The organism is Alcaligenes sp. RM2 (assembly GCF_052931795.1).
In genome coordinates this window covers 120,907-141,159 of the sequence record NZ_JBRFIO010000002.1, presented here as the reverse complement: position 1 = coordinate 141,159, position 20,253 = coordinate 120,907, and the positions used below count along the sequence as shown (strand labels likewise).

Here is a 20,253-nt window from a genome sequence, read left to right as displayed (position 1 = left end):
ACCCGCCGCTGCGGCCCCGTTCAAGACACCGGGCATAGCCCAGAAAAAAGGGCCGCGTGCCCAGGCACGCGACCCTTATCCCTCACCCCTTTACCATTGATACCCCACACCCACCGAGCCACCGTAATCACCACGGGAGGATCCCGCAACGTTGCCCTTCAGGACCCAACTGCCGCTGTCTGTCACCGTGGACAAACCCATGGCGTAGCCACTTTCACCACGCCATACACCGCCAGAAACGGAGAACATGCTCTTGCCGGGAACATAGGCTTGCGGCAAACCGGCCATTGCCATGGCGGCTGCCACGCCAGCACTCGCCCGGTTCTCCACCTTGTCGATACGACGGTCCAGATGGTTGAACTGATTGGTGATATTGGAGGTCGCCTGGCTCAACTGACGCACGTTGACGGCATCTTGCGGTGCCTGACCATCGGCCAGATTGCTGATGGTCTTGTCGTGCATGTCGATACCCTGCTGATTCATGGTTGGGCCATCGACAATCTTCACTTCATTGGTAGTGACGGACTTGGCCACCACACTGTTCACCTTGATGTCCTGCGCCAGGGCTACTGTCACATCCGTACCGGAGCGCGAGATTTCGATGTTGTCGCCATTAAGGAACTGCACCGTGGACTTGGGGGCGACATTGCTGGCCGTATCGCCATTGGTCTGGATGTTCCAGCCCGCACTGGCCAGCTCGGTCACGTTCTCTACCTTGGTATTCAAGCCACCCAAAGCATCGTTCACGTTGTTGTAGGTTTTATCGCCTACGTTCAGCTCCGTAACCAGCTTGCCGTTCTCGAACTTCGAACCCCCACCCATGCCGCTGGCGATGCTTTCACCCATATCGTGAATCTGGCTGCCATTGACCGCATCGGTACTGTTCGCGGAGATATCACCACGCGCCACATTAGTGATGCCCGTGCCACCCGTACGACCGCCATCAGTAGACTCGGCTCCGGCCATGGTGACCTTGCCATAGTTCACTGACTGGTCCGGATTCAGGTCGTACTTGACAGCACGATCCCCCAGATTCTGGGTTTCGCCCCGCACCAGATCCAGTTGCTCTTCAGTGGCGGCACGACCGCTCTTGCCAAAGTTGGCCCCCGTCAGGGTACGGTTGCTCAAGCCGGTAATGTCATTGTCCGTTGCCGACACCATCACGTTGCCAGCGCGCAGTCCGGCAGTGCTCAAGGCAATGTTCGTCCCGATAGCAAAGCCCAGATTATTCATGACTACATCAGGAGCGCCACCCGTGCCTTTCACGGTCACACTCTTGAGGTCCAGATCGTCATTCAAGGCAATGCTCAAGGTATCGCCGCCGTCGCCACTGGTGCTCAGATTGCTATTGCTGCCCACAATCTTCAGCGTCTCTCCCAGATCACGATGCACTGCCGTGCCGGTGCTGCCCGCAAAGTTCATGCCCTTGGCGGTCAAACCATCATCACGGCCTTCCAACTGACTGACGTTCACCGCATCAGTAGGCGCCACGCCTTTGGCCACGCCGGTAATCTTCTGATTACCAGCATGGATGCCCTGGTCATTGATCACCACATTGAAGGCGGTCAGACCGGCATTGGTCAGATTGACTTGCCCGATCGTCAAGCCGGTATTGCCCAGAATGACATCAGGTTTGCCCGTGGCACCCTTGACCTTCACTCCCGCGGTCGTCATCTCGGTATCACCTGTGGTGACGCTGGTCAGTGTCAGATCATCATTCAGAGCCACTTGCACTGTATCGTCCCCCACTGTGGAGGTACTCAGATTGGCATTGCTGCCCTTGATGGTCAGTGTCTGGCCCAGATCACGATGTACGGCTGTACCGCTTTGTGCAGCAAACTCCATGCCCTTGGCCGTCAAGCCACCTTCGGCGTCCGTCAACTGGCTCAGATTCACCGCGTCGGTACCTGTGGTTCCCTTGGCCACATTGGTGATCTTCTGGCTGCCCATATCAGCACCCTTGAAGAACGGGATCTCGGCAATCTGTACCTGCAACTGACCATTCAGGACCTGGGTGCGCAGATTGGCACCGCTGTAATTACCCGCAGTCGTCGCCCCACCCAGAATCTCCAGGCGTTGCCCCAGATTCTTGTGAATCGTCGTATTGCTGTTGCCGCTACTGAAGTTATTGCCGCTGTAGTTGGTCCCCAGGGCCGTCAGATCCTGGTCCAGCTTGATCAACTGAGCAACGTTGACCGCATCAGTCAGATCCTGACCACCGGCCAGATTGGTGATACGGCGTTTTTCTGAACCATTACCGATCGATACCACACCCTGCCTGGCTTCCTGGGTAACCGTGCCTGTATAACGCGCAGTCGAGGACGTGTAAGCCGCATTCGTTGTGGCCCCCGCCCCCAGCGCCACTGCACCGGCTGCCGACACGGTTGCACCCGCACCCAGAGCCATACCCTGAATTGCCGTCTCATTGGCAATCGCGCCCTGCCCCATCGCCAGCGACTTCTCGGCAGAAGCGCGCGTATCCTTACCCCAGACCTGGGACCCGGCCGCCAAAGCCTGGGCATTAGTCCCCAGAGCCGAGGCATCCAGGCCTTCGGAAATGGCCTTGAAGCCCAGGGCCAAGCCACCATCTTCCTTGGCGTTGGAGCCTGCGCCCACGCTCATCGCCCCTTCACCGTGCAGGATGTATTCGATCAAGCCATTGGGACCTGTTTTTTCTTCAATCCAGCCGGCTTTGGCCTTGTCACCCACAGCAATGGAACGGCGACCATCAGCCTCGACATCCGAACCGGCCCCCACAGCATTGCTGGCACGGGTCTTGCTGCCTTGGCCCAAGGCCAGGGAGCCACTGCCCGCCACAAAAGCCTGATGGCCCAGCGCCACGGACTGGCTGCCCGAGGCCGAGGAGCCACTGCCCAGCGCCACGCTCTGCGATGCTCCCCGAGCAACACTGGAACTGGTACCAATCGAGATGCCATCTATCGCTTGATCGTAGGCATTGCGTCCAAAAGCAATCCCCCCTTCCTGGGTAACTCGAGCCTGCTCCCCGATTGCCACAGCTCCTTTGGCATGCGCCAGCGCATCACCCATCACCTCTGCTTTGTAGCCAATGGCCACCGCGTAATTCGACGTATCCGATACCCGCGACTCCTGACCAAGGGCAATGGAGCTCTCGGACGCTGCCGTGGCAGAGGTGCCCAAGGCGGTAGCCCCCAAGCCCGAGGCCTCGGTATGTGAACCAATAGCGGTGGTCAGATTTGCCTGCGTCAACCCACCCGCTGATGAATTCAAGCCAATCGCCGTTGCCCCTGTTCCGGAACCACGAGCCACAGCCCCAATGGCTATCGCATCAGCACCAGTGGCACCGTTATTATTTTCATTGGGGTTATTGGAGGAGTTAACACTGACATAGCGCTGGCGGCTCGCAATCAGCGTTGACTCCAGTTCTTCCAACTGTCCTTTGTTGACAGCATCACCTGCAGCTATCCCTGCGGCCAAATTGGAAATTCGCACAGGTGCTCCTGTCGAACTGTCAAGATCAATCAAGCTGCGATCGGCATTGGAGTAGGTGACAGCAGACAGTCCCGAAATCGCTCCTGCTACCCCCGTGCGCATGGCCTCAAATGCGGACCCGATAGAGGTATAGGTATGATCATTCCCGTTTTCGTCTTTAATAATAAATGCCGGGCCAGTCATCTGCCCGTTTGCGTCCCATTTCAAGTTGCCACCCACAATGGCCGTTAAATCTCCATGGAGCAGCTTGAGCTGACTGACATTGACTGCATCCGTATCCAAACGGCCAGCAGCCAAATTGCTTAAGCGACGCTCCCCTCCTACCGTGCCAATTGACACACTGGATGAAGGTAACAATGCCCCAGATGCGGAACCGTAACCCGCTCCCACTGTCTGGACGGACCTCGAATTGGCACCAATTGCAACGCTATTGGCATGCGTGACATGAGCCTGATCGCCCAACGCAATTCCACCTGCAGCCGCATTGGTTGAAGTACCCGCATAAACCAATGCCTGATTACCAATCGCAATGCCGCCAATATCGTAATCAACGACGGTAGCCATGGAACCCAATGCAATAGAGCCATCTGCACCTGAACGAGACCGCTCACCAATGGAGACTGCATGTGCCGCTTTCACGGGTGGGGCAACCGGGCTGCCTGAACCCGTTTGACCGGGCAGATTATTGGCACCGTAGCCAATGCTGACCGTACGGTCGCCAGTAAGCTTGTTGCCCGCCTCCCGTCCAATAGAAACCGTATCGTCGCCCGTGATATCACTACCTGATTTGTAGCCAAGAGCGACGTTATAACCACCATATACTCCCTGCCCTGCCAGCCCCCCTACAGCCACCTGACCGAAGCGGTTGCCAATCACCGGTGTACCCGCATTCGAGCCGGCGCCTTCTCCAATAGACACACCTGAAGTGGTGTTGCTCATCGCCCCTGCGCCTACTGCCACCGAATTACTACCGAATGCCTTGGAGCCACTCCCCCCGGCAAAAGCAGCACTACCGGATGCCTCGGCCACGTTACCAATCGCTGTGGATCCTGTCCCGGAACTACTTGCACCAGTGCCCATTGCGGTACCAGCGACGCCCCAAACCCTTGCTCCTGAACCCACCGCCGTTGCCCCGGCAGCATCCTGCGCAACGGTGGAGTTGTGCCCCAATGCAATTGCATTGGTCGCCAACAAACCTACATTCGCGCTATTGCCCACCGCAATAGCTCCAGTTGCCTTGGCCTGGGCTTGATTACCAACCGCAACCGTGTTGTCGACTTCCAGAGGATCGACCAAGCTGGCCGCCGCATTACCAATTGCTACATTATTGTTACCTTCCAGCCGCTGGCCCGCCTTGTTACCCAAAGCAACCAAGCCATTGCCTTTGCTCTGTATCCCGGCATCACTGCCAATCATCACCCCATTGACAACCGTGTTGTCGACTCCAGCACGAGCACCCAGGGAAACCGATTCCTTGCCCGCAGCCTGGGACTGCAGCCCCGCCGCCAGAGCTGCCTCACCGGAGGCTAAAGCCTGCGGACCGATAGCCAGCGCATCCGCTGCACTGGCCACTGAATCGGCCTTGGTTGACTTACTATGGAAATATTTCATTCCATCGCCCGAGTTCAACGCACCATACAAAACCTTGCCAGACACTGCCTCCGTGCTGGCAGCGCTGACTGTCGCATCCGCCAAGCCAGTGATTTTGTTGTTATTTACATTCACCCCGTGCAAGCTACTGTTGCCTGCAACTGTCAAACCACCGGTGTTCACATTACCAGCCGTCACAGTATTGGTAATAGCCGCAGAGCTTGCCTGTAATCCGCCTTGCAAGACGGCTGAGCCCGCGCTTAACTGCCCAGTGAATTCCCCACTCGCCCCTTTGATTGCGCCAGTGGCCGTGACAGAGTCCACATTAAGGTCAGAGCTCAATGCAACAGAGACGGCCTGACCTGTCTGGGTCAAGACCATATTACTGCCCGAACTCAGGACGAACGCCCCACCCGGAATAACATGGAAGGGAGTGGCCCCATCCACGCTAAGCTCCCAACCGTCTGTTATCTGGGCGGTAACAGGAGAGGAAAGTCCACCCAGGAGCAGTAAAGACAGAACAACTGAGCGCAACTGCAGGACCGGCCGCAAGCCTGCAAAAGCTGGCGATGCACTGCACCCTGCGCTGCTGCGCTTACCGCAGGTTTTGGTATTTTCCGCAACAGCCACAAAGGTTGCTGTCCGCTCGTTCCAAACCGACTTATAGATTCTGTTCATGATCTGTTCGCTTACAAAAGTAATTAGTCATGTCTGCCCCCCCCTGAGCTCATTCCTCGCGCTGGCGTAACAAAGTTTCAAGGCACAGCACAGCCCCTCACCTCGTTATGGCGATAAATTGAAATTTATTACTCAGAAAAGTCTTACCGAACCCTTACACCTATTCGGATATTTTTTATTCTCTTACCAACTTTTAATAATTACTTTTGAATTTTTACGTTAGCCGTTTGAATTATTGCAAAACATGAGCGTTCATTGAATCATCAATTTAAATTTAGCTCTAAATATTAGTTCTGTTCTGCTGCCTGTAGACTGAGGGTGACAAGCCGCTGTACTGCCTGAAGGCAGTAGCAAAATTGGCAGGGTTCACATAACCGGCCTCAACCGCCACGTTCGTGACAGCTATATCCGTGCCCCTGAGCAAATGCATGGCATATCTCATCCGGCTGGAACGCACGTAATCATGCACAGTCAAGCCGCAGCTTGTCTTGAAAAGCTCATTCAGGCGTCTACCCGTCGTCCCGAACAAGTCGGCCAGACTCTCTGTGCTCAGGGGCTCAGACAGATTGTGAAGCACGTACTGCTGCACAGCCTGCACCAAATGATGGCGCACCTGCAGCCCATGACAAGCCTCCAGGCTAGAAGGGGAATCATGAGCACCACCCGCTTGAGGCATCTCCTTCAAACTCAGATGCAAACGAATCCGTTCCAGTACCAATTGCACATTCGTTCGATAGTCGATGAAGTCACGAGCACCACTGCGCAACGCCATCAACTGGCTGTCAGCACACGACAAGGCCGACAAAAATACGACAGGGATAGCCGCCGTATGCGGGTTGGCGCGCAACAGACGCATGAAAGAATCCCCGCGCAAGCGAGGTAGATGATATTCACTCAAGATGAAATCAGGCCGCAGAGACTGGCATCGAGCCAGACCTTGTTGCGCATCCAGCGCAAAACTGATTCGACCAAAATTAGTGCGTAATAAAACCAGCAAGTCTGCAACACCGGCCGGTTCCGGAGCAATAAATAGAATATGAGCTTCAGACGAGACGTGCATAAGCTATCCACCCAAGATCAGACAGGCCGTATTACTCCAAATTAGAACAAATTCTAATAATCAAGAAGACTTGCTTATAAATGAGCTATTTTTCTTAAACCCCCTATTTACTTAATTTCCAAAAACAAAAGTTACACTATTTCAATTTCTTTCTTTAAACACCCATTAATTGCTTAGCAAACCGCAACGAATAGAAATTAAACCTGCATTAAACATCCATATTTTATTTTTGTTTCTAAAGAGTAAATATAGATTCATAAAGCTACGGAAAATCCAAATAAAAACCCCGCTGTAGCGGGGTTCATCGTGTCCAGCTGGGTCAAACCCAAGAATCAGGCGCGGCGAGCATAGCCTGCACGAGCCAGCACACCCAGTGGGCCAATTTGGCGGACCAGATCTATTTGCTCGGGGGTACGCACATAAATGCAGCCTGCATACGACAGTGCATTGACCGAAATACCGTCAACTAACTCCACGCTGCGAGGCACCACCAGCATCCACCCCTGGCCTGCCAACATATTATGTGGCGGCAGCAAGCCATCTTCTGCCGTTTCCAATCCCAACTCATTGCAGGCATTTCGGTACGAACTCAAAAGACTGGCTGTCAAGACATCCGGCTCCTGCGCATCCTGCAACCGCACAAAACAGTGTTCAAAAGCCAGCGCGGGATGTTGATGCGCACTGCCTGCCGCAGCCTGGGCAGGGAGCTTGTCCAGATACAGGGCCAGCGAGCCGTTGCTAGCCGCCTGCGGAATCCATTGTGTATGTTTATGACGCTGACTGGCCCCAGCCGGGCCACCGCCGTTATAAAAGCCCAGACCGCCTTGCACGGCCAGGAAATCCGCCAGAATTCGGAAATCAATCTCGCGCAACGGGCTGAGCTGTTCGGAAAACACCTTGTCGGCCAGCACCAGATGCAGATCACAGACGGCAAACTTGTTCAGCACGATATTGTGCGTACTACTGGCGTCATCCACTGTCAGTGCCGGAGCAGGTGGCAAAAAGGGATTGAAGTTGGGGTCACGTGGTCCACCTGGAATCGAGACGCTGGCGGCATCCTTGGCCGCCAGAGTGGATACCCAACGCACAAAAAATGTCAGTCCCTGATCGTGCAGCAGCTCTTCCTGAGCTTGCACGGGCAACAAATCACCGCTGGCCAGCGCGGCCTGGCTCAGTTGGTCCAGGCGTTGCAAAATTTCCTTGCTCACGTCGTCTCGCTCCTCATTTGAAGTTGTATAGTGACGCCTTATTGTAGGCAAGAGACGCGAATAAACGCGCATTGCTGCCTAGTCCGAATTTTCCACCATCCCTATCAGGAGTATTCCATGTCCGGTATCCGCCGTATTGCCAGCCCACTGCCACTACCCTTCTCGCGTGCCACCATGGCTGGCGGCTTTCTGTTCTTGTCCGGCCAGATTCCTTACGACGCCCAAGGTGAAGTGGTGCGCGGTTCCATCCAGGACCAGACCCACGCCGTCTTTGATCGCCTGATCGAAGGCCTGGCTCTGGCTGACGCCACCCTGGCCGATGTAGTCAAAGCCACTGTCTGGTTATCCGACATGGCCTTGTTTGCCGACTTCAACAAAGTCTACGCCGAGCGCTTTGGCGACACCCTGCCTACCCGCTCGCTGGTTGAAGCCAAGCTGGCCAAAAACGTAGACGTAGAAATCGAAGTGCAGGCCTGGCTGGGCGATCGCGCCTAAGCAGCCTTAAGGCCGACGGGCCGTCACACAAATTAACGCTGCCTGGCCCTGGCTATGGCACACTGAATTCCCCTAGTCCAAGGAGAATCCTGATGCGTTTTTTTGCTTCGGCCCGTCACATTTTGCTGGCTTGTTCTGCCTTAGGTCTTGGCGCCAGCAACCTCGCCTATGCCGCCAACACGGGCAAAACCGCAGAACCGACTGCGATCAAACGCTATCTGGGCGACTCGGACATGCCTTTTTCCCGCGCCGTGCAGGCCGGGGACTTTCTATTCCTGTCGGGACAAATCCCGCTGAATGAAAAAGGCGAAATCATACGCGGCAGCATTGAAGATCAAACCAATGCCACGCTGGACCGGATTGAAGAGACCCTGAAGCTGGCAGGTGCCGACTTCAGCCATGTCATCAAAGCCACGGTCTATTTATCTGATATTGCCTTGTACGAGCAATTCAACAAAATCTATAAAGAACGCCTGGGCAGCAACTTCCCGGCCCGCTCTCTGGTACAAGCCAAACTGGCGGGTGGTGTGGATGTGGAAATCGAGGTTCAGGCCTGGGTGGGTGCGCAAAACAGCCCCGCCAAGCATTGATGCAGGCCACTTACTATAGGCAATTCGATATAAGCAGCACGCTTACAGCCTGGCTATCTTGTATGGCACACTAACCCCTTAGCCAGACCCCTTACCTACGCCAGGCTTGCCGCCTGGCGTTTTCGTGCCTTTACGGAAACTCTCATGATCTACGCGATTACTGCCCTTTTCGCCTTTCAGCTATTAGGCGAGATCCTGGTGCAGACCTTGTCCTTGCCATTGCCAGGCCCTTTGGCCGGCATGCTGCTTCTGACTGCCGCCTTGCTGATTCGAGGCGGCGTGCCCAGCTCTTTGGAGAGCACGGCCAGTGTCATGTTGCAGAACTTGATGCTGCTGTTCATCCCCGCTGTCACTGGCGTGATGTTGTATTTTGATCGGGTAGCCGAGGAATGGCAGCCCTTTTTGATCGCCACCCTGGGCGGCACCGTCATCACCATGGTGGTCACAGCCCTGGTGCTCAATCGTCTGCTTAAGAATCGTCAGGAAGAAGAATAATGACGGACGGACTTTTTCAAATCTGGGTCTTTTTATCCAGCTCGCCCCTGCTGTGGCTGACCTTGACCTGCTCGGTCTACGCAGGCTCGGTCTGGATGTACCGCCAGTCCGGCAGTAGCCCCTTTTTGTTGCCGATTCTGGTCTCGGTCGTTGTGATTGTGGCCCTGCTCTTGCTGACCCGCACGCCTTACCCCGTTTACTTTGAAGGGGCCAAGTTCATTCACTTCCTGATTGGACCGGCAACCGTCGCCCTGGCTGTACCGCTCTACAGTCAACTGCGTCAGCTGCGCAAGATCTGGAAGCCGCTGACCATTGCCCTGATCATTGGTTCGGTTACCGCTATTTTCAGCACGGTCCTGATTGCCTGGGCTTTGGGCGGATCAATTGAAACCATCATGTCGGTTGCCCCACGCTCGGCCACCATGCCGATTGCCATGGCCTTGGCAGAACAATTTGACGGTCAGCCTTCCTTGGCTGCTGTGGCGGTTGCCATTACCGGGATTGCGGGCACGATCATGGCGCGCCCGCTGTTGAACTTGCTGCGTATTGATCGCCCCGAGGCTCGGGGCTTTGCGGTGGGTGTAACGGCACATGCCATTGGTACGGCACGTGCCTTGCAGGTTCACGAAACGATTGGGGCATTTTCCGCCATTGGCCTGAGCCTGAACGGGATCATGACTGCCGTGCTGGTTCCTTTTGTTCCTATAGTCCTGCGCTGGTTAGGCGTGGCCTGACCCGGCAAGACAGGCTGGCTCTAGCGCCACTCGTCTCGATAGACGAAGCGGGGCATCTGCCAATTGCGGTGCAAAGCCAGCATACGAAAACTCAAGCCGATGATCATGGGGCCCAGCAGGGTCACATACGGGTGCCAGTCCAGGTGCTGGGCACCCAAATACAAAGCACCTGTCAGCATGGAAACGCTGGCATACATCTCCTTGCGTAGCAGCAAGGGGATGTCATTACACAAGATGTCGCGCAAGACGCCACCGGCACAGCCGGTAATCATGCCGCTTAGCAGCACCACCGTAATGGGCAGCTTCATTTCCAGTGCGATCTGACAGCCAATCACGGTAAAGACCACCAGTCCCATGGCATCGAGCAGCAGGAACAGGCTGTGCAAACGCCGCATGATCGGAGCGATCAAAGCTGTAAGGATGGCCGCGCCTGCCGTGATCCAGAGGTACTCAGGATGCTGCACCCAGGTCAGCGGGTAATGCCCCAAAAGCACGTCCCGCACCGAGCCACCGCCCAGAGCGGTGACACAGGCGATGGTACAGACCCCCACCCAATCCATGTCACGACGGCCCGCGGCCAGCGCTGCGGTCATGGCCTCTGCGGTGATGGCGATAATGTAGAGAACAAGTAAGAGCATGATATTTTTTACGCATCAAGCTGTTGAATAAGACCCCGATAACAACGCAGCATCAGCAAGCCAGGCACAGCAATAAAGACGGTACAAATAAAAAAACCTGGCCAACCCAGGGATTCGACCAGCACAGGCGTAAGAGGCCCGGCCAGATAGGTACGCCCCACTGCCGACAGGGCCGACAGCAGCGCAAATTGAGTGGCGGAATAGGTCCGATTACACAAAGCCATCAGCAAAGCGACAAAAGCCGCTGTGCCCAGGCCACCACACAGGTTTTCCAGACCGACCACAATCCCCATCAGCCACATGGATGGCGCGGTTTCAATCGCGATCAGCCAATAGCCCAGGTTGGAGACGGCCTGCAAGATACCAAAAATCATCAAGGCCCGGTATAGCCCCAGGCGGGCCATGATCGCCCCCCCCATCAAGGCTCCGACCACGGTAGCAGCCAAGCCAAACACCTTGTTGATGGTGCCGACCTCGGACAAGGTAAAGCCGGCTGCACGAATCAGAAAAGTGGTGGACAAGGCGCCTGCAAAAGCATCACCCAGCTTGTAGAGCACAATCAGCGCCAGAACGCTCCAGGCACCTGGACGCGAAAAAAAATCGGCCAAAGGCGCGATCACAGCTTCTGACAAACTGCGCGGCGGACGGCTTTGTTCCTGCGGGTCGGGTGAAATCAGGGTCACCAGCGCGCACAGCGCCATGAAGGCACCCATCAGAAAATACGTGTTGGACCAGCCCAGCCAGCGGTCCGCCAGAATCAGGGCCAGACCGCCAGACACAATCATGGCAATGCGATAGCCCATGACCTTGACCGCCGCCCCCGCCGCTCGCTCATGTGCTTGCAGCACGTCCGTGCAATAAGCATCGAAGGCTATGTCCTGCGTGGCCGACAAGAAGGCCACCCACACGGCCAGCAAGGCCAGTGCGGTCAAATTCACCGAGGGAGAAAACAGGCCCATGGCCGCAATGGAGGCGGCCAGCAGCAGTTGAGTGACAAGAATCCAGCCGCGCCTGCGCCCCATGAACGGCGGCGCGTAGCGATCAATCAGGGGAGCCCAGAGAAACTTCAGCGTGTAGGCCGAGCCGACCAGGGTCAGAAAACCAATCTCGGTCAGTGAAACATTTTCAACTGTTGCCCAGGCCTGCAAGGTGCCTGAAACCAGGGCCAGAGGCAGGCCGCTGGCGAACCCCAGAATCAGCAAAGGCAAGACTCGGGGACTGGTATAGACACGTGACACGTCAGGCCTTATTAGCGCTAAGCAGCAAGAAAATGGGGAGACTCGAAACGATACATGGCCAAGGTACTGCGCCAGCCCGGCAAAAAACGCACCGTGTCGCGACCATTGAAGGCAGCACGATCAAGAATACGTACGCCCACCGCCTGGGCCAGATCCTGAAAGTCTTTCATGGTGCACAAATGGATGTTGGGCGTGTTGTACCACTGGTAAGGCATTTCGCCCGTGACTGGCATGCGCCCGCGCAAAATGCTCCAGCCATGCGGCCAATAACCGAAGTTAGGAAACGAGACGATACCATACCGCGCCACCCGCGCCATCTCGCGCAGGATGTGCTCGGTATGGTGCATGGATTGCAGTGTCTTGGACAGGACAACGGTATCGAACTGCTGGTCGCTGAACAGCGCCAGGCCTTTTTCCAAGTCCTGCTGAATGACATTGACGCCACGGCGTACCGAGGCAATCACAAACTGGTCGTTCAGCTCCACCCCCGTTCCGACAACCTGGCGCGTGTCACGCAGATGCGCCAACAAGGTGCCATCGTTACAGCCCAGATCCAGCACACGCGAACCTGGCTCAATCCACTGCGCAATGCGCAGCAAGTCCGGTCTTAACATGGCGGCATCCACCTGAGTTTGCGGCTTAGTCATTCGGCCAACACCCCTGTAGTACGGGTGCGCGCAGGCAAGCCCAAATTAGCGGCAATCTGGTCATAGTATCCCTGCACAACGGCATGATAACGAGGGTCCTCAAGCAGGAAAGCATCGTGTCCGTGCGGAGCATCAATTTCGGCATAAGTGACCTCGCGCTGGTTGCGCAACAAAGCCTGCACGATTTCGCGCGAGCGCTCGGGCGAGAAACGCCAATCCGTGGTGAAAGACACCAGCAGGAATTTGGCCTGCACCTTTTCAAGCGCCTTGACCAGGTCCCCCTGGTGCTGGCGCGACGGATCAAAGTAATCCAGCGCACGGGTGATGATCAGATAGGTATTGGCGTCAAAGTAACGCGAGAACTTTTCGCCTTGATAACGCAGATAGGACTCGACCTCGAATTCCACGCCGTAGTTGTAGTGATACTCGCCGCCCTGGGCTGGGGCACGCTGGTTGCGGCCAAACTTCTCGGCCATGACGGTGTCGGACAGGTAGGTGATGTGGCCCACCATGCGAGCAACACCCAGGCCAGCCTTGGGCACCACACCGTGCTCGTAATAATTACCACCGTGAAACTGCGGGTCGGACAAAATGGCGCTGCGGGCCACTTCGTTAAAAGCGATGTTCTGGGCCGACAGGCGCGGGGTACTGGCAATGACCACGCAGTTTTCCACGCGCTCCGGGCAGCTGATGGCCCAGCTCAGGGCCTGCATGCCACCCAGGGAGCCACCCATAACGGCCGCAAACTTGCGAATGCCAAAGTAGTCGGCCAGACGGGCTTGGGCACGCACCCAGTCTTCTACCGTCAAAACGGGAAACTCGGAGCCCCAGGGTTTGCCAGTGGCCGGATTGATGCTGGACGGGCCGGTAGAGCCAAAGCAGGAGCCGATATTGTTGACCCCGATGACAAAAAAACGATCCGTATCAACGGCTTTGCCGGGGCCGACCATATTGTCCCACCAGCCAATGCTTTTAGGATCGTCGTCGTAATAACCGGCAACGTGATGCGAGGCATTGAGTGCATGACACACCAACACCGCATTGTTGCGTTCTTCGTTCAGGGTGCCGTAGGTTTCGACTGCCAGCTCGTAGCTGGGCAGCACTTGCCCACTGCGCAGATGCAGGGGTTCGTCAAAGGCGATCAGTTCGGCATGTACAGGGCCCACAGAACCTTCGGGGATCAAACCGCAGGATGGGCTAAGGGCGCCAGTGTCGGCGCTAGGGACGGAATCAGTGGCCATCAGGACCTCTTTAGCTGGATTTATGGAGCGCCCGCAAGCGGATCAGGCAAATCGGCGCAAAACGTATAAGACAAAATTCTAGCATCGCTGCGGCGCGGCGTCCAAATCGACCAGCCAGGATCGATTCAGAACTCTGGGCAACGGTAACGTCATAGAAAAGACAATGCTTTGATTTACATCATTATTTTCATGCACATTTGTCTGCCAGCTAAGCTAAATTTGAGTACATTGGCCCGACGTCTACCACGAATGCATGAGGAATGGCTTTACCGTGACGCACTTAACTTCACGCGAGCAGTCCTGCCTGAACTGGGCTGCCCATGGCAAGACCAGCTGGGAAATCAGCATCATCCTGGGCATTACTGAACGCACGATCAACTTCCACTTCCAGAACGCCTACGCCAAGCTTGGAGTCTATAGCCGCCAAGCTGCCATTACCCTGGCCTTGCAGCAGCACCTGATCAGCGGCGACCCGGCTAGCGAGCTAAGCCGTCAAAGAAAACCTTTGCCTGAGCCGCGTCCGGGGCCTTCCCGGAATCCGTCATAACAAAGCCCTGCACCAGCCAGCCCGGCTCCATGCGTATCATCGCTTCCAGGCGCAAGGCCACACCGCCCACATCGCGCGTCATGAAGAAAATCTGTCCGGGTGGTGGCAACTGTATCTGGTTTTTCTCGCTGACTTGCCCATCGGGTATGAATTTCTCGCGCAGGGAATCGTGCAGTGCCTCGTACAAGCGTTGGCGAGCAGCCTGGTCCTGCTGCAGTTCCTTGGGCAAAATCACATGGCCCACGGTGTAGCTTTGCCCGCCCGCCGTGGCGGTGGTCAGGTAAAAATCCAGTTGATGCTGCTCGAAATCCAACAGTCGGTGACTGGTCGTGGGCTTGCCGGGCAGCATGGCCGACAGGCCCGTTTGTTCAAGCTGAACCTTGCGCCAGTTAAACTCTGGGCTGCAGGCTGCCAACATCAAGAAAGCCGCCAGTACCGCGGTAATGCGCCTGATCATCATGGTGCTAATCCCATATCCCGTTTCATGCTTTTCATCGGCTGGCTAAACAGCCGTCTTATACTCGCCCTGCCCGATACGCCTTTTGGCGCAACTTAACAAAGCAAGTCTGGTCGGACTACTATTTATAGACGGGGCCAGGCCCCCTTGAACAGTCCCGTATCTTGCACCCGATTTCGAAAGTGGGAAACACCACCATGAACACCAGCCACGAACGCCGCCTTGCCCTGCAACAGAATCCCGAGATTTTGACGGGAATCTTGCGCGGCATCGAAAAAGAAGGACTGCGCGTCGATGCGCTGGGCCAATTGGCAAACACCCCCCACCCGCAAGCCATTGGGTCGGCCCTGACCAACGGCCATATCACGACCGACTACGCCGAGGCCCTGCTGGAGCTGATTACCGAGCCGCAAGCCCGGGTCGAGGACGTGCTGCAGGAGCTGACCGACATCCACACCTTTGTGGCCGGCAAGCTGGACCAGGAGATTATCTGGAACCAGTCCATGCCCGCATTGCTGCCCGCCGAAAAAGACATTGCCATTGCCTGGTACGGCAACTCCAACACGGGCATGCTCAAGCATGTATACCGCCGTGGCCTGGCCGAACGTTATGGCAAGCCCATGCAATGTATTGCCGGCGTGCATTACAACTTTTCCCTGCCTGATGGCATCTGGCCCTTGTTGAATGTCTGTGGCGACAATCTGCAAGATCAGCGCTCCAATGGGTATTTGGCGTTGATCCGCAACTTCACGCGCTATTCCTGGCTACTGATGTACTTGTTGGGTGCCTCGCCCGTGCTGGATGCGAACTTCCTGCAAGGTCGCCGCAACAATCTGGACAAGATCGACGAGGACACCTTGACCATGCCCTGGGCAACCAGCTTGCGCATGAGCGATCTGGGCTATCACAACAAGGAAGCCCAGGCCGAGCTTCAGCTTTGCTACAACGACCTGGACACCTTTGTGATGCGCATGTATCACGCTGCCGTAACTCCTTGGCCGGATTACGAAAAACTGGGTACCCACCGCGATGGCGAGTGGATTCAACTCAACACCCATATCCTGCAGATTGAAAACGAGTACTACTCCAGCATTCGTCCCAAGCGCACCACCCAGCGCAGCGAGCGCCCGGCTACAGCCCTGGCCCAGCGCGGTGTGGAATACATCGAAGTTCGCTGTCTGGATATAGACCCTGAATCGCCTACTGGAATTTCCGAGCAAACCTGCCGCTTCCTGGATACGTTCCTGCTGTTCTGTGCCGTGCAAGACAGCCCCTTCTTCCCGGACGGCGGCTACTGTCAGGACAGCAAGAACAATTTTGCAACCGTCGTGCGCGAAGGCCGTCGCCCCGGCTTGATGCTGACCAATCAGCAAAAAGAGAGCGTCAGCCTGCAAGACTGGGGCCACGAAATTCTGGAATCGCTGCTGCCTTACGCGCAAATGCTGGATCAGGCCCTGGATACCCAAGGTCACACAGAAGCTGTGCAAGCCCAAATCCGCAAACTGGAAAACCCGGAGCTGACACCGTCGGCTCAACTGCTGAGCCGTTTGCGCGAAACCGGCTTGAGCTTTCACGACTACGCCTTGCAACGCAGCCGCGAGCATCACCAGACCTTGCTGGCCCATCCATTACCTGCCGACAAGCAAGCCGCTTTCGAGCAACAGGCCAAAGAGTCTCTGCAAGCCCAGATTGATATCGAAGCACAGGATCAGGAGTCCTTTGAGGACTACGTCCATCGCTACGAACGCAATCTGATTCCGCCTGAAGTGGAAAACAGCTAAGCGTCACACAATTACAACAAGCCGCCGCCCCAGGGCGGCTTTTTTTTGACCGTTACCTGCAGGCTCATACAGCAGGAAGTTTCTCTTTCTCCCTTTTCTCAAAATGGCTTTTCCTCTATTTCGAATAATTATTGTTATGTTATAACATCTCGAAAATTAACAAACCGGAAGATGAGATGCGTTTCCAACCCCGTCCCCTGCCACTAGCCCTGGCTCTGCTTTTGTGCGCCTCGGCCCAAGCCAATGAAATTGAAGAAGCTGTCCCTGAACTGGCCCCTATCCGAATCTCTGCCAGCCCCCTGGCCTTGCGACAAACCGAGCTGGCCACCGCCAGCACGGTCCTGCAAGGCCCCAAACTGGATTTGCGCCGCAGCAGCACCTTGGGTGAATTGCTGGACGGTGAAGTCGGCATCCATGTAGACAGCTTTGGTAGCGGTGCCAGCCGCCCCGTCATTCGCGGCCAAACGGCACCCCGCGTCAAAGTTCTGAGCGATGGTGCAGAGGTCATGGACGCTTCGGCCATTTCGCCCGACCACACCATCACGGTCGATACCTGGCAAGCGGACCGCATCGAGGTGCTGCGCGGCCCATCGGCCCTGCTTTACGGAGGCGGTGCTATTGGTGGCGTGGTCAACGTGCTGGATCGCAAAATCCCCACAGCCATCCCCGAAAAAGGTTTTGAAGGCTCGGTACGTGCCCAGGGCTCCACGGCTGATCGTGGCAGAATCGGCGCAGTTGAGATGACAGCCGGCGAAGGCAATATCGCCTTGCACGTAGAAGGTGCCTCGCACCGTAGCCGCGACTATCGCGTCCCCAACTGGACCGATGGACGCGTCAAGGACTCCGACTCCAGCACGGACACAGGCAGCGTTGGCCTCTCCTTTATTGGGGACCGTGGCTATATAGGCGCGGCCTACTCCTACCGTGAAGGCAGCTACGGTCTGCCCGGTCACAGCCACGAATACGAGGACTGCCACCCGCACGGCGCCACTCTGCATTGCGGCGGCCACAGTCACGATCACGGCCATGCCCACGATCATGGCCACAGCCACGAACATGATCACGAACACTCGGCCACCGCTCACCTGCGTACTCAGCGTTTCGATATCCGTGGCGAACTGCGTGACCCTCTGCCCGGCTTCAAACGGGCTCGCCTGCGCGCTGGTGCGACCAACTACCAGCACGTTGAAAAAGATGGCGATATTGATGGCACCCGCTTCACCAATCGCGGTTACGACACGCGCCTGGAGCTGGAACACAACCCTTGGGGACCGTTTGAAGGGGTCATCGGCCTGCAGACCAGTCAGTCTGATTTTGCGTCCCGCGACGGTGCTGAAAACTTCATTCCGCCCACCCGTACTCGCAGCCAGGGCCTGTTCCTTCTGGAAAGCGTGAACTGGGACGACTGGCGTCTGGAACTGGGCGCTCGTCAGGAATGGCAAACCGTTACGCCCGACTCGCAAACGCTGGAACGCCGCAAAGGCACGGCGACCTCCTTCTCTTTAGGTACGGTCTGGGACTTCGCACCCGAATACGCCGCCAGCCTGTCCGTGTCCCGCTCTCAACGTCTGCCCACGGCTCAGGAACTGTTTGCCAAAGGCGTGCACTTTGCCACGCTGAGCTATGAGCGTGGCGACCCAAACCTGGATCGTGAGACCAGCCATACTGTCGACCTGGGGCTACAAAAACACCTGGGCGATCTGCGCTTTGATCTACGTACCTTCTACACCCGTAGCTCGAACTACATTTATGGCCGCAGCCTGGACCGTCACGAAGACTTTCAGCTGATTCAATACAGCCAGGACAAGGCCCAGTTCTGGGGCCTGGAAGCAGAAGCCTCTTACCCCGTCAGTTCCTGGGCCTCGGTCAGCGTGTATGGCGATCTGGTGCGCGGTAAACTGCAAGATCCCGGCCGCAACCTGCCCCGCATGCCCTCCGCCCGCCTGGGTATTCGCACGGAGCTGAACTGGCAGAACTGGTCCGGCTTTGTCGGCTACACCCACACCTTTGCCCAGGACCGACTGGCTGAACATGAAGAGCGTTCGCCGTCTTACGGTTTGCTCAGCATGGGTTTAAGCTACCGCCTGCAGATGGACCAGAACACCTACACCCTGTACCTGAGAGGAAATAACTTGCTGAACAAGTTGGCTTACCGCCATACCTCCTTTATTGCCCGTCAAGCCCCGCTGATGGGACGCAACATCCTGGCCGGGATACAGGTGGAATTTTGAGCAAGACCGCCATACACACGGGTAGCCGCCTCTACCAGATCGTGGCCGACATGCAGGGCGAGCGTCCTTGGGGCAACTTTCTGGATGCCGGCACCGGCAAGGGTTCGCTGCGCTGGTTGCTGACGCTGGACACAGAACGCTGGACGGCCATTACCGCCTCTCCCAGCATGGCCGAACAAGTCACCCGCGAGCTGGGCGATCAAAAACGCCCCGAGGACCGTCTGCTGGTGGGCAACTGGAGCGACCCTGAATTTTTGCAGGGCGAACGCTTTGATACGGTTCTGGCCGATTATCTACTGGGTGCCATAGACGGCTTTGCCCCCTACACCCAGGACCAGTTGTTCAGCCGCCTGCGGCCGCTTACCGGCCAGCGTCTCTACATTATTGGTCTGGAGCCCTACGTGCCCTATAGCAGCACGGACCCGGCGGGCAAATTGATTGTGGAAATAGGCCGTTTGCGTGATGCTTGCCTGCTGCTGGCAGGCGAGCGCCCGTATCGCGAGTACCCGATGGACTGGGTCCTGCGCCACCTGCGACAGTCCGGCTATCGCTGTGTGGATGCGCAGCGCTTTGGCATTCGTTACGGCGACAGCTTTATCCACGGTCAACTGGATATGTGTGACGGGCGCTTGCGCCGTCTGAAGGACCGCAACCTGGCCATGGCTTTGTCCGAGCATGTCCAAGCCTTGCGCAAGCAAGCTCTGGCCTTGAACCAGACCTTGGGTGGTCTGCGTCATGGCCACGACTATGTAATTTGTGCCGAAGCTGTTTAAAAACCAGAAAGCTGCTCAGGAAAAAGCAAAAGGGGCCTCGGCCCCTTTTGTCTTGCATAGACTGCGATGGCAGCACATCTGGTTGTAGCGACGGCCACAAGTTCAAGACTCCAGGCACTGCCTGTCCAGACATCGCCTATACGCCTGATCGTCGTCCCGGCCAAACTCCCAAGCGCAAGCTCGCCTGTCAACGCAGGCGAATACGCAATTTCGTCCCAGGCCAAATGATCAGGATCAATAATTAGCCCACTTCACCTGAGCCGCGCATGAGGCCGTGTTTTGACAAACAACAGACACAAAAAAAGCAGCCTTTGGCTGCTTGCATCGCGACACTTTATAACTGGAAATTCAAGCCAGGTCTTGAAAAGCAGCCCTAAAG

At 56.5% G+C, this 20,253-nt stretch carries 16 protein-coding genes, 1 pseudogene and 1 riboswitch; of the genes and pseudogenes, 8 read left to right on the top strand and 9 right to left on the bottom strand.

All coding sequences use genetic code 11. The features are described from left to right. Positions 1-90: 90 nt before the first annotated feature. The 4 genes and pseudogenes from ACU6HM_RS07460 to ACU6HM_RS07445 all read right to left on the bottom strand — a co-directional run bounded on the left by ACU6HM_RS07460 (position 91) and on the right by ACU6HM_RS07445 (position 8,007). The gene (locus ACU6HM_RS07460; RefSeq protein ID WP_446763833.1) at positions 91-5,508 is read right to left on the bottom strand and encodes a YadA-like family protein; all 5,418 of its coding nucleotides are present in this window, start codon (positions 5,506-5,508) and stop codon (positions 91-93) included. 111 nt (positions 5,509-5,619) lie between these two features. Continuing rightward, a pseudogene (locus ACU6HM_RS07455) lies at positions 5,620-5,739 on the bottom strand (ESPR domain-containing protein); the annotation flags it as partial. Positions 5,740-6,019: 280 nt separating this feature from the next. Continuing rightward, positions 6,020-6,799 carry a helix-turn-helix domain-containing protein gene (locus ACU6HM_RS07450; protein ID WP_446763596.1) on the bottom strand — a complete coding sequence of 260 codons (780 nt, stop codon included), beginning with the start codon at positions 6,797-6,799 and terminating at the stop codon, positions 6,020-6,022. A gap of 332 nt (positions 6,800-7,131) precedes the next feature. After that, positions 7,132-8,007 (bottom strand): ATP adenylyltransferase family protein, encoded by an 876-nt coding sequence (locus ACU6HM_RS07445; RefSeq protein ID WP_009462648.1) that lies wholly within the window; start codon positions 8,005-8,007, stop codon positions 7,132-7,134. Between the two features lie 117 nt (positions 8,008-8,124). Between ACU6HM_RS07445 and ACU6HM_RS07440 the strand changes: the two genes are divergently transcribed. The 4 genes from ACU6HM_RS07440 to ACU6HM_RS07425 all read left to right on the top strand — a co-directional run bounded on the left by ACU6HM_RS07440 (position 8,125) and on the right by ACU6HM_RS07425 (position 10,321). After that, positions 8,125-8,502: a RidA family protein gene (locus ACU6HM_RS07440; RefSeq protein ID WP_009462650.1), complete on the top strand. Its 378-nt coding sequence runs from the start codon at positions 8,125-8,127 to the stop codon at positions 8,500-8,502. 92 nt (positions 8,503-8,594) lie between these two features. Beyond that, a complete protein-coding gene (locus ACU6HM_RS07435; protein ID WP_009462652.1) occupies positions 8,595-9,092 on the top strand; it encodes a RidA family protein in 498 nt (165 codons plus the stop codon). Between the two features lie 144 nt (positions 9,093-9,236). Continuing rightward, complete coding sequence (locus ACU6HM_RS07430) at positions 9,237-9,587, top strand: CidA/LrgA family protein (RefSeq protein ID WP_009462654.1); 351 nt, start codon at positions 9,237-9,239, stop codon at positions 9,585-9,587. Continuing rightward, on the top strand, positions 9,587-10,321 hold the full coding sequence (locus ACU6HM_RS07425) for an LrgB family protein (RefSeq protein ID WP_021447054.1): 735 nt from the start codon (positions 9,587-9,589) through the stop codon (positions 10,319-10,321). The genes ACU6HM_RS07430 and ACU6HM_RS07425 overlap by 1 nt, the downstream gene beginning before the upstream one ends. A gap of 20 nt (positions 10,322-10,341) precedes the next feature. Here ACU6HM_RS07425 and ACU6HM_RS07420 read toward each other — a convergent pair whose 3' ends face one another. From ACU6HM_RS07420 to metX, 4 genes are all read right to left on the bottom strand, one after another. Next, positions 10,342-10,959, bottom strand: coding sequence for a trimeric intracellular cation channel family protein (locus ACU6HM_RS07420; RefSeq protein WP_009462658.1), 618 nt, complete (start codon positions 10,957-10,959; stop codon positions 10,342-10,344). A gap of 8 nt (positions 10,960-10,967) precedes the next feature. Then, entirely contained in the window at positions 10,968-12,197 is a 1,230-nt protein-coding gene (locus ACU6HM_RS07415) for a muropeptide transporter (RefSeq protein ID WP_080655531.1), read from the bottom strand. A 17-nt stretch (positions 12,198-12,214) separates the two neighbouring features. Next, positions 12,215-12,844 (bottom strand): methionine biosynthesis protein MetW, encoded by a 630-nt coding sequence (gene metW / locus ACU6HM_RS07410; protein ID WP_009462662.1) that lies wholly within the window; start codon positions 12,842-12,844, stop codon positions 12,215-12,217. Continuing rightward, positions 12,841-14,085, bottom strand: coding sequence for a homoserine O-succinyltransferase MetX (gene metX / locus ACU6HM_RS07405; protein ID WP_009462664.1), 1,245 nt, complete (start codon positions 14,083-14,085; stop codon positions 12,841-12,843). Before metX ends, metW begins: the two co-directional genes overlap by 4 nt. Beyond that, a riboswitch (SAM riboswitch) is annotated at positions 14,075-14,153 on the bottom strand. (Overlaps the previous gene by 11 nt.) A gap of 203 nt (positions 14,154-14,356) precedes the next feature. Between metX and ACU6HM_RS07400 the strand changes: the two genes are divergently transcribed. Next, the gene (locus ACU6HM_RS07400; protein WP_009462666.1) at positions 14,357-14,632 is read left to right on the top strand and encodes a response regulator transcription factor; all 276 of its coding nucleotides are present in this window, start codon (positions 14,357-14,359) and stop codon (positions 14,630-14,632) included. Here ACU6HM_RS07400 and ACU6HM_RS07395 read toward each other — a convergent pair. Beyond that, the gene (locus ACU6HM_RS07395; RefSeq protein ID WP_009462668.1) at positions 14,562-15,092 is read right to left on the bottom strand and encodes a hypothetical protein; all 531 of its coding nucleotides are present in this window, start codon (positions 15,090-15,092) and stop codon (positions 14,562-14,564) included. The genes ACU6HM_RS07400 and ACU6HM_RS07395 overlap by 71 nt on opposite strands. Before the next feature lie 194 nt (positions 15,093-15,286). Between ACU6HM_RS07395 and gshA the strand changes: the two genes are divergently transcribed. The 3 genes from gshA (at position 15,287) to ACU6HM_RS07380 (ending at position 19,874) form a co-directional block, all read left to right on the top strand. Then, complete coding sequence (gshA, locus tag ACU6HM_RS07390; protein WP_369326131.1) at positions 15,287-16,870, top strand: glutamate--cysteine ligase; 1,584 nt, start codon at positions 15,287-15,289, stop codon at positions 16,868-16,870. Between the two features lie 176 nt (positions 16,871-17,046). After that, complete coding sequence (locus ACU6HM_RS07385) at positions 17,047-19,101, top strand: TonB-dependent receptor domain-containing protein (RefSeq protein WP_446763595.1); 2,055 nt, start codon at positions 17,047-17,049, stop codon at positions 19,099-19,101. Continuing rightward, positions 19,098-19,874: a class I SAM-dependent methyltransferase gene (locus ACU6HM_RS07380; RefSeq protein WP_035269227.1), complete on the top strand. Its 777-nt coding sequence runs from the start codon at positions 19,098-19,100 to the stop codon at positions 19,872-19,874. Before ACU6HM_RS07385 ends, ACU6HM_RS07380 begins: the two co-directional genes overlap by 4 nt. Positions 19,875-20,253 lie beyond the last annotated feature (379 nt).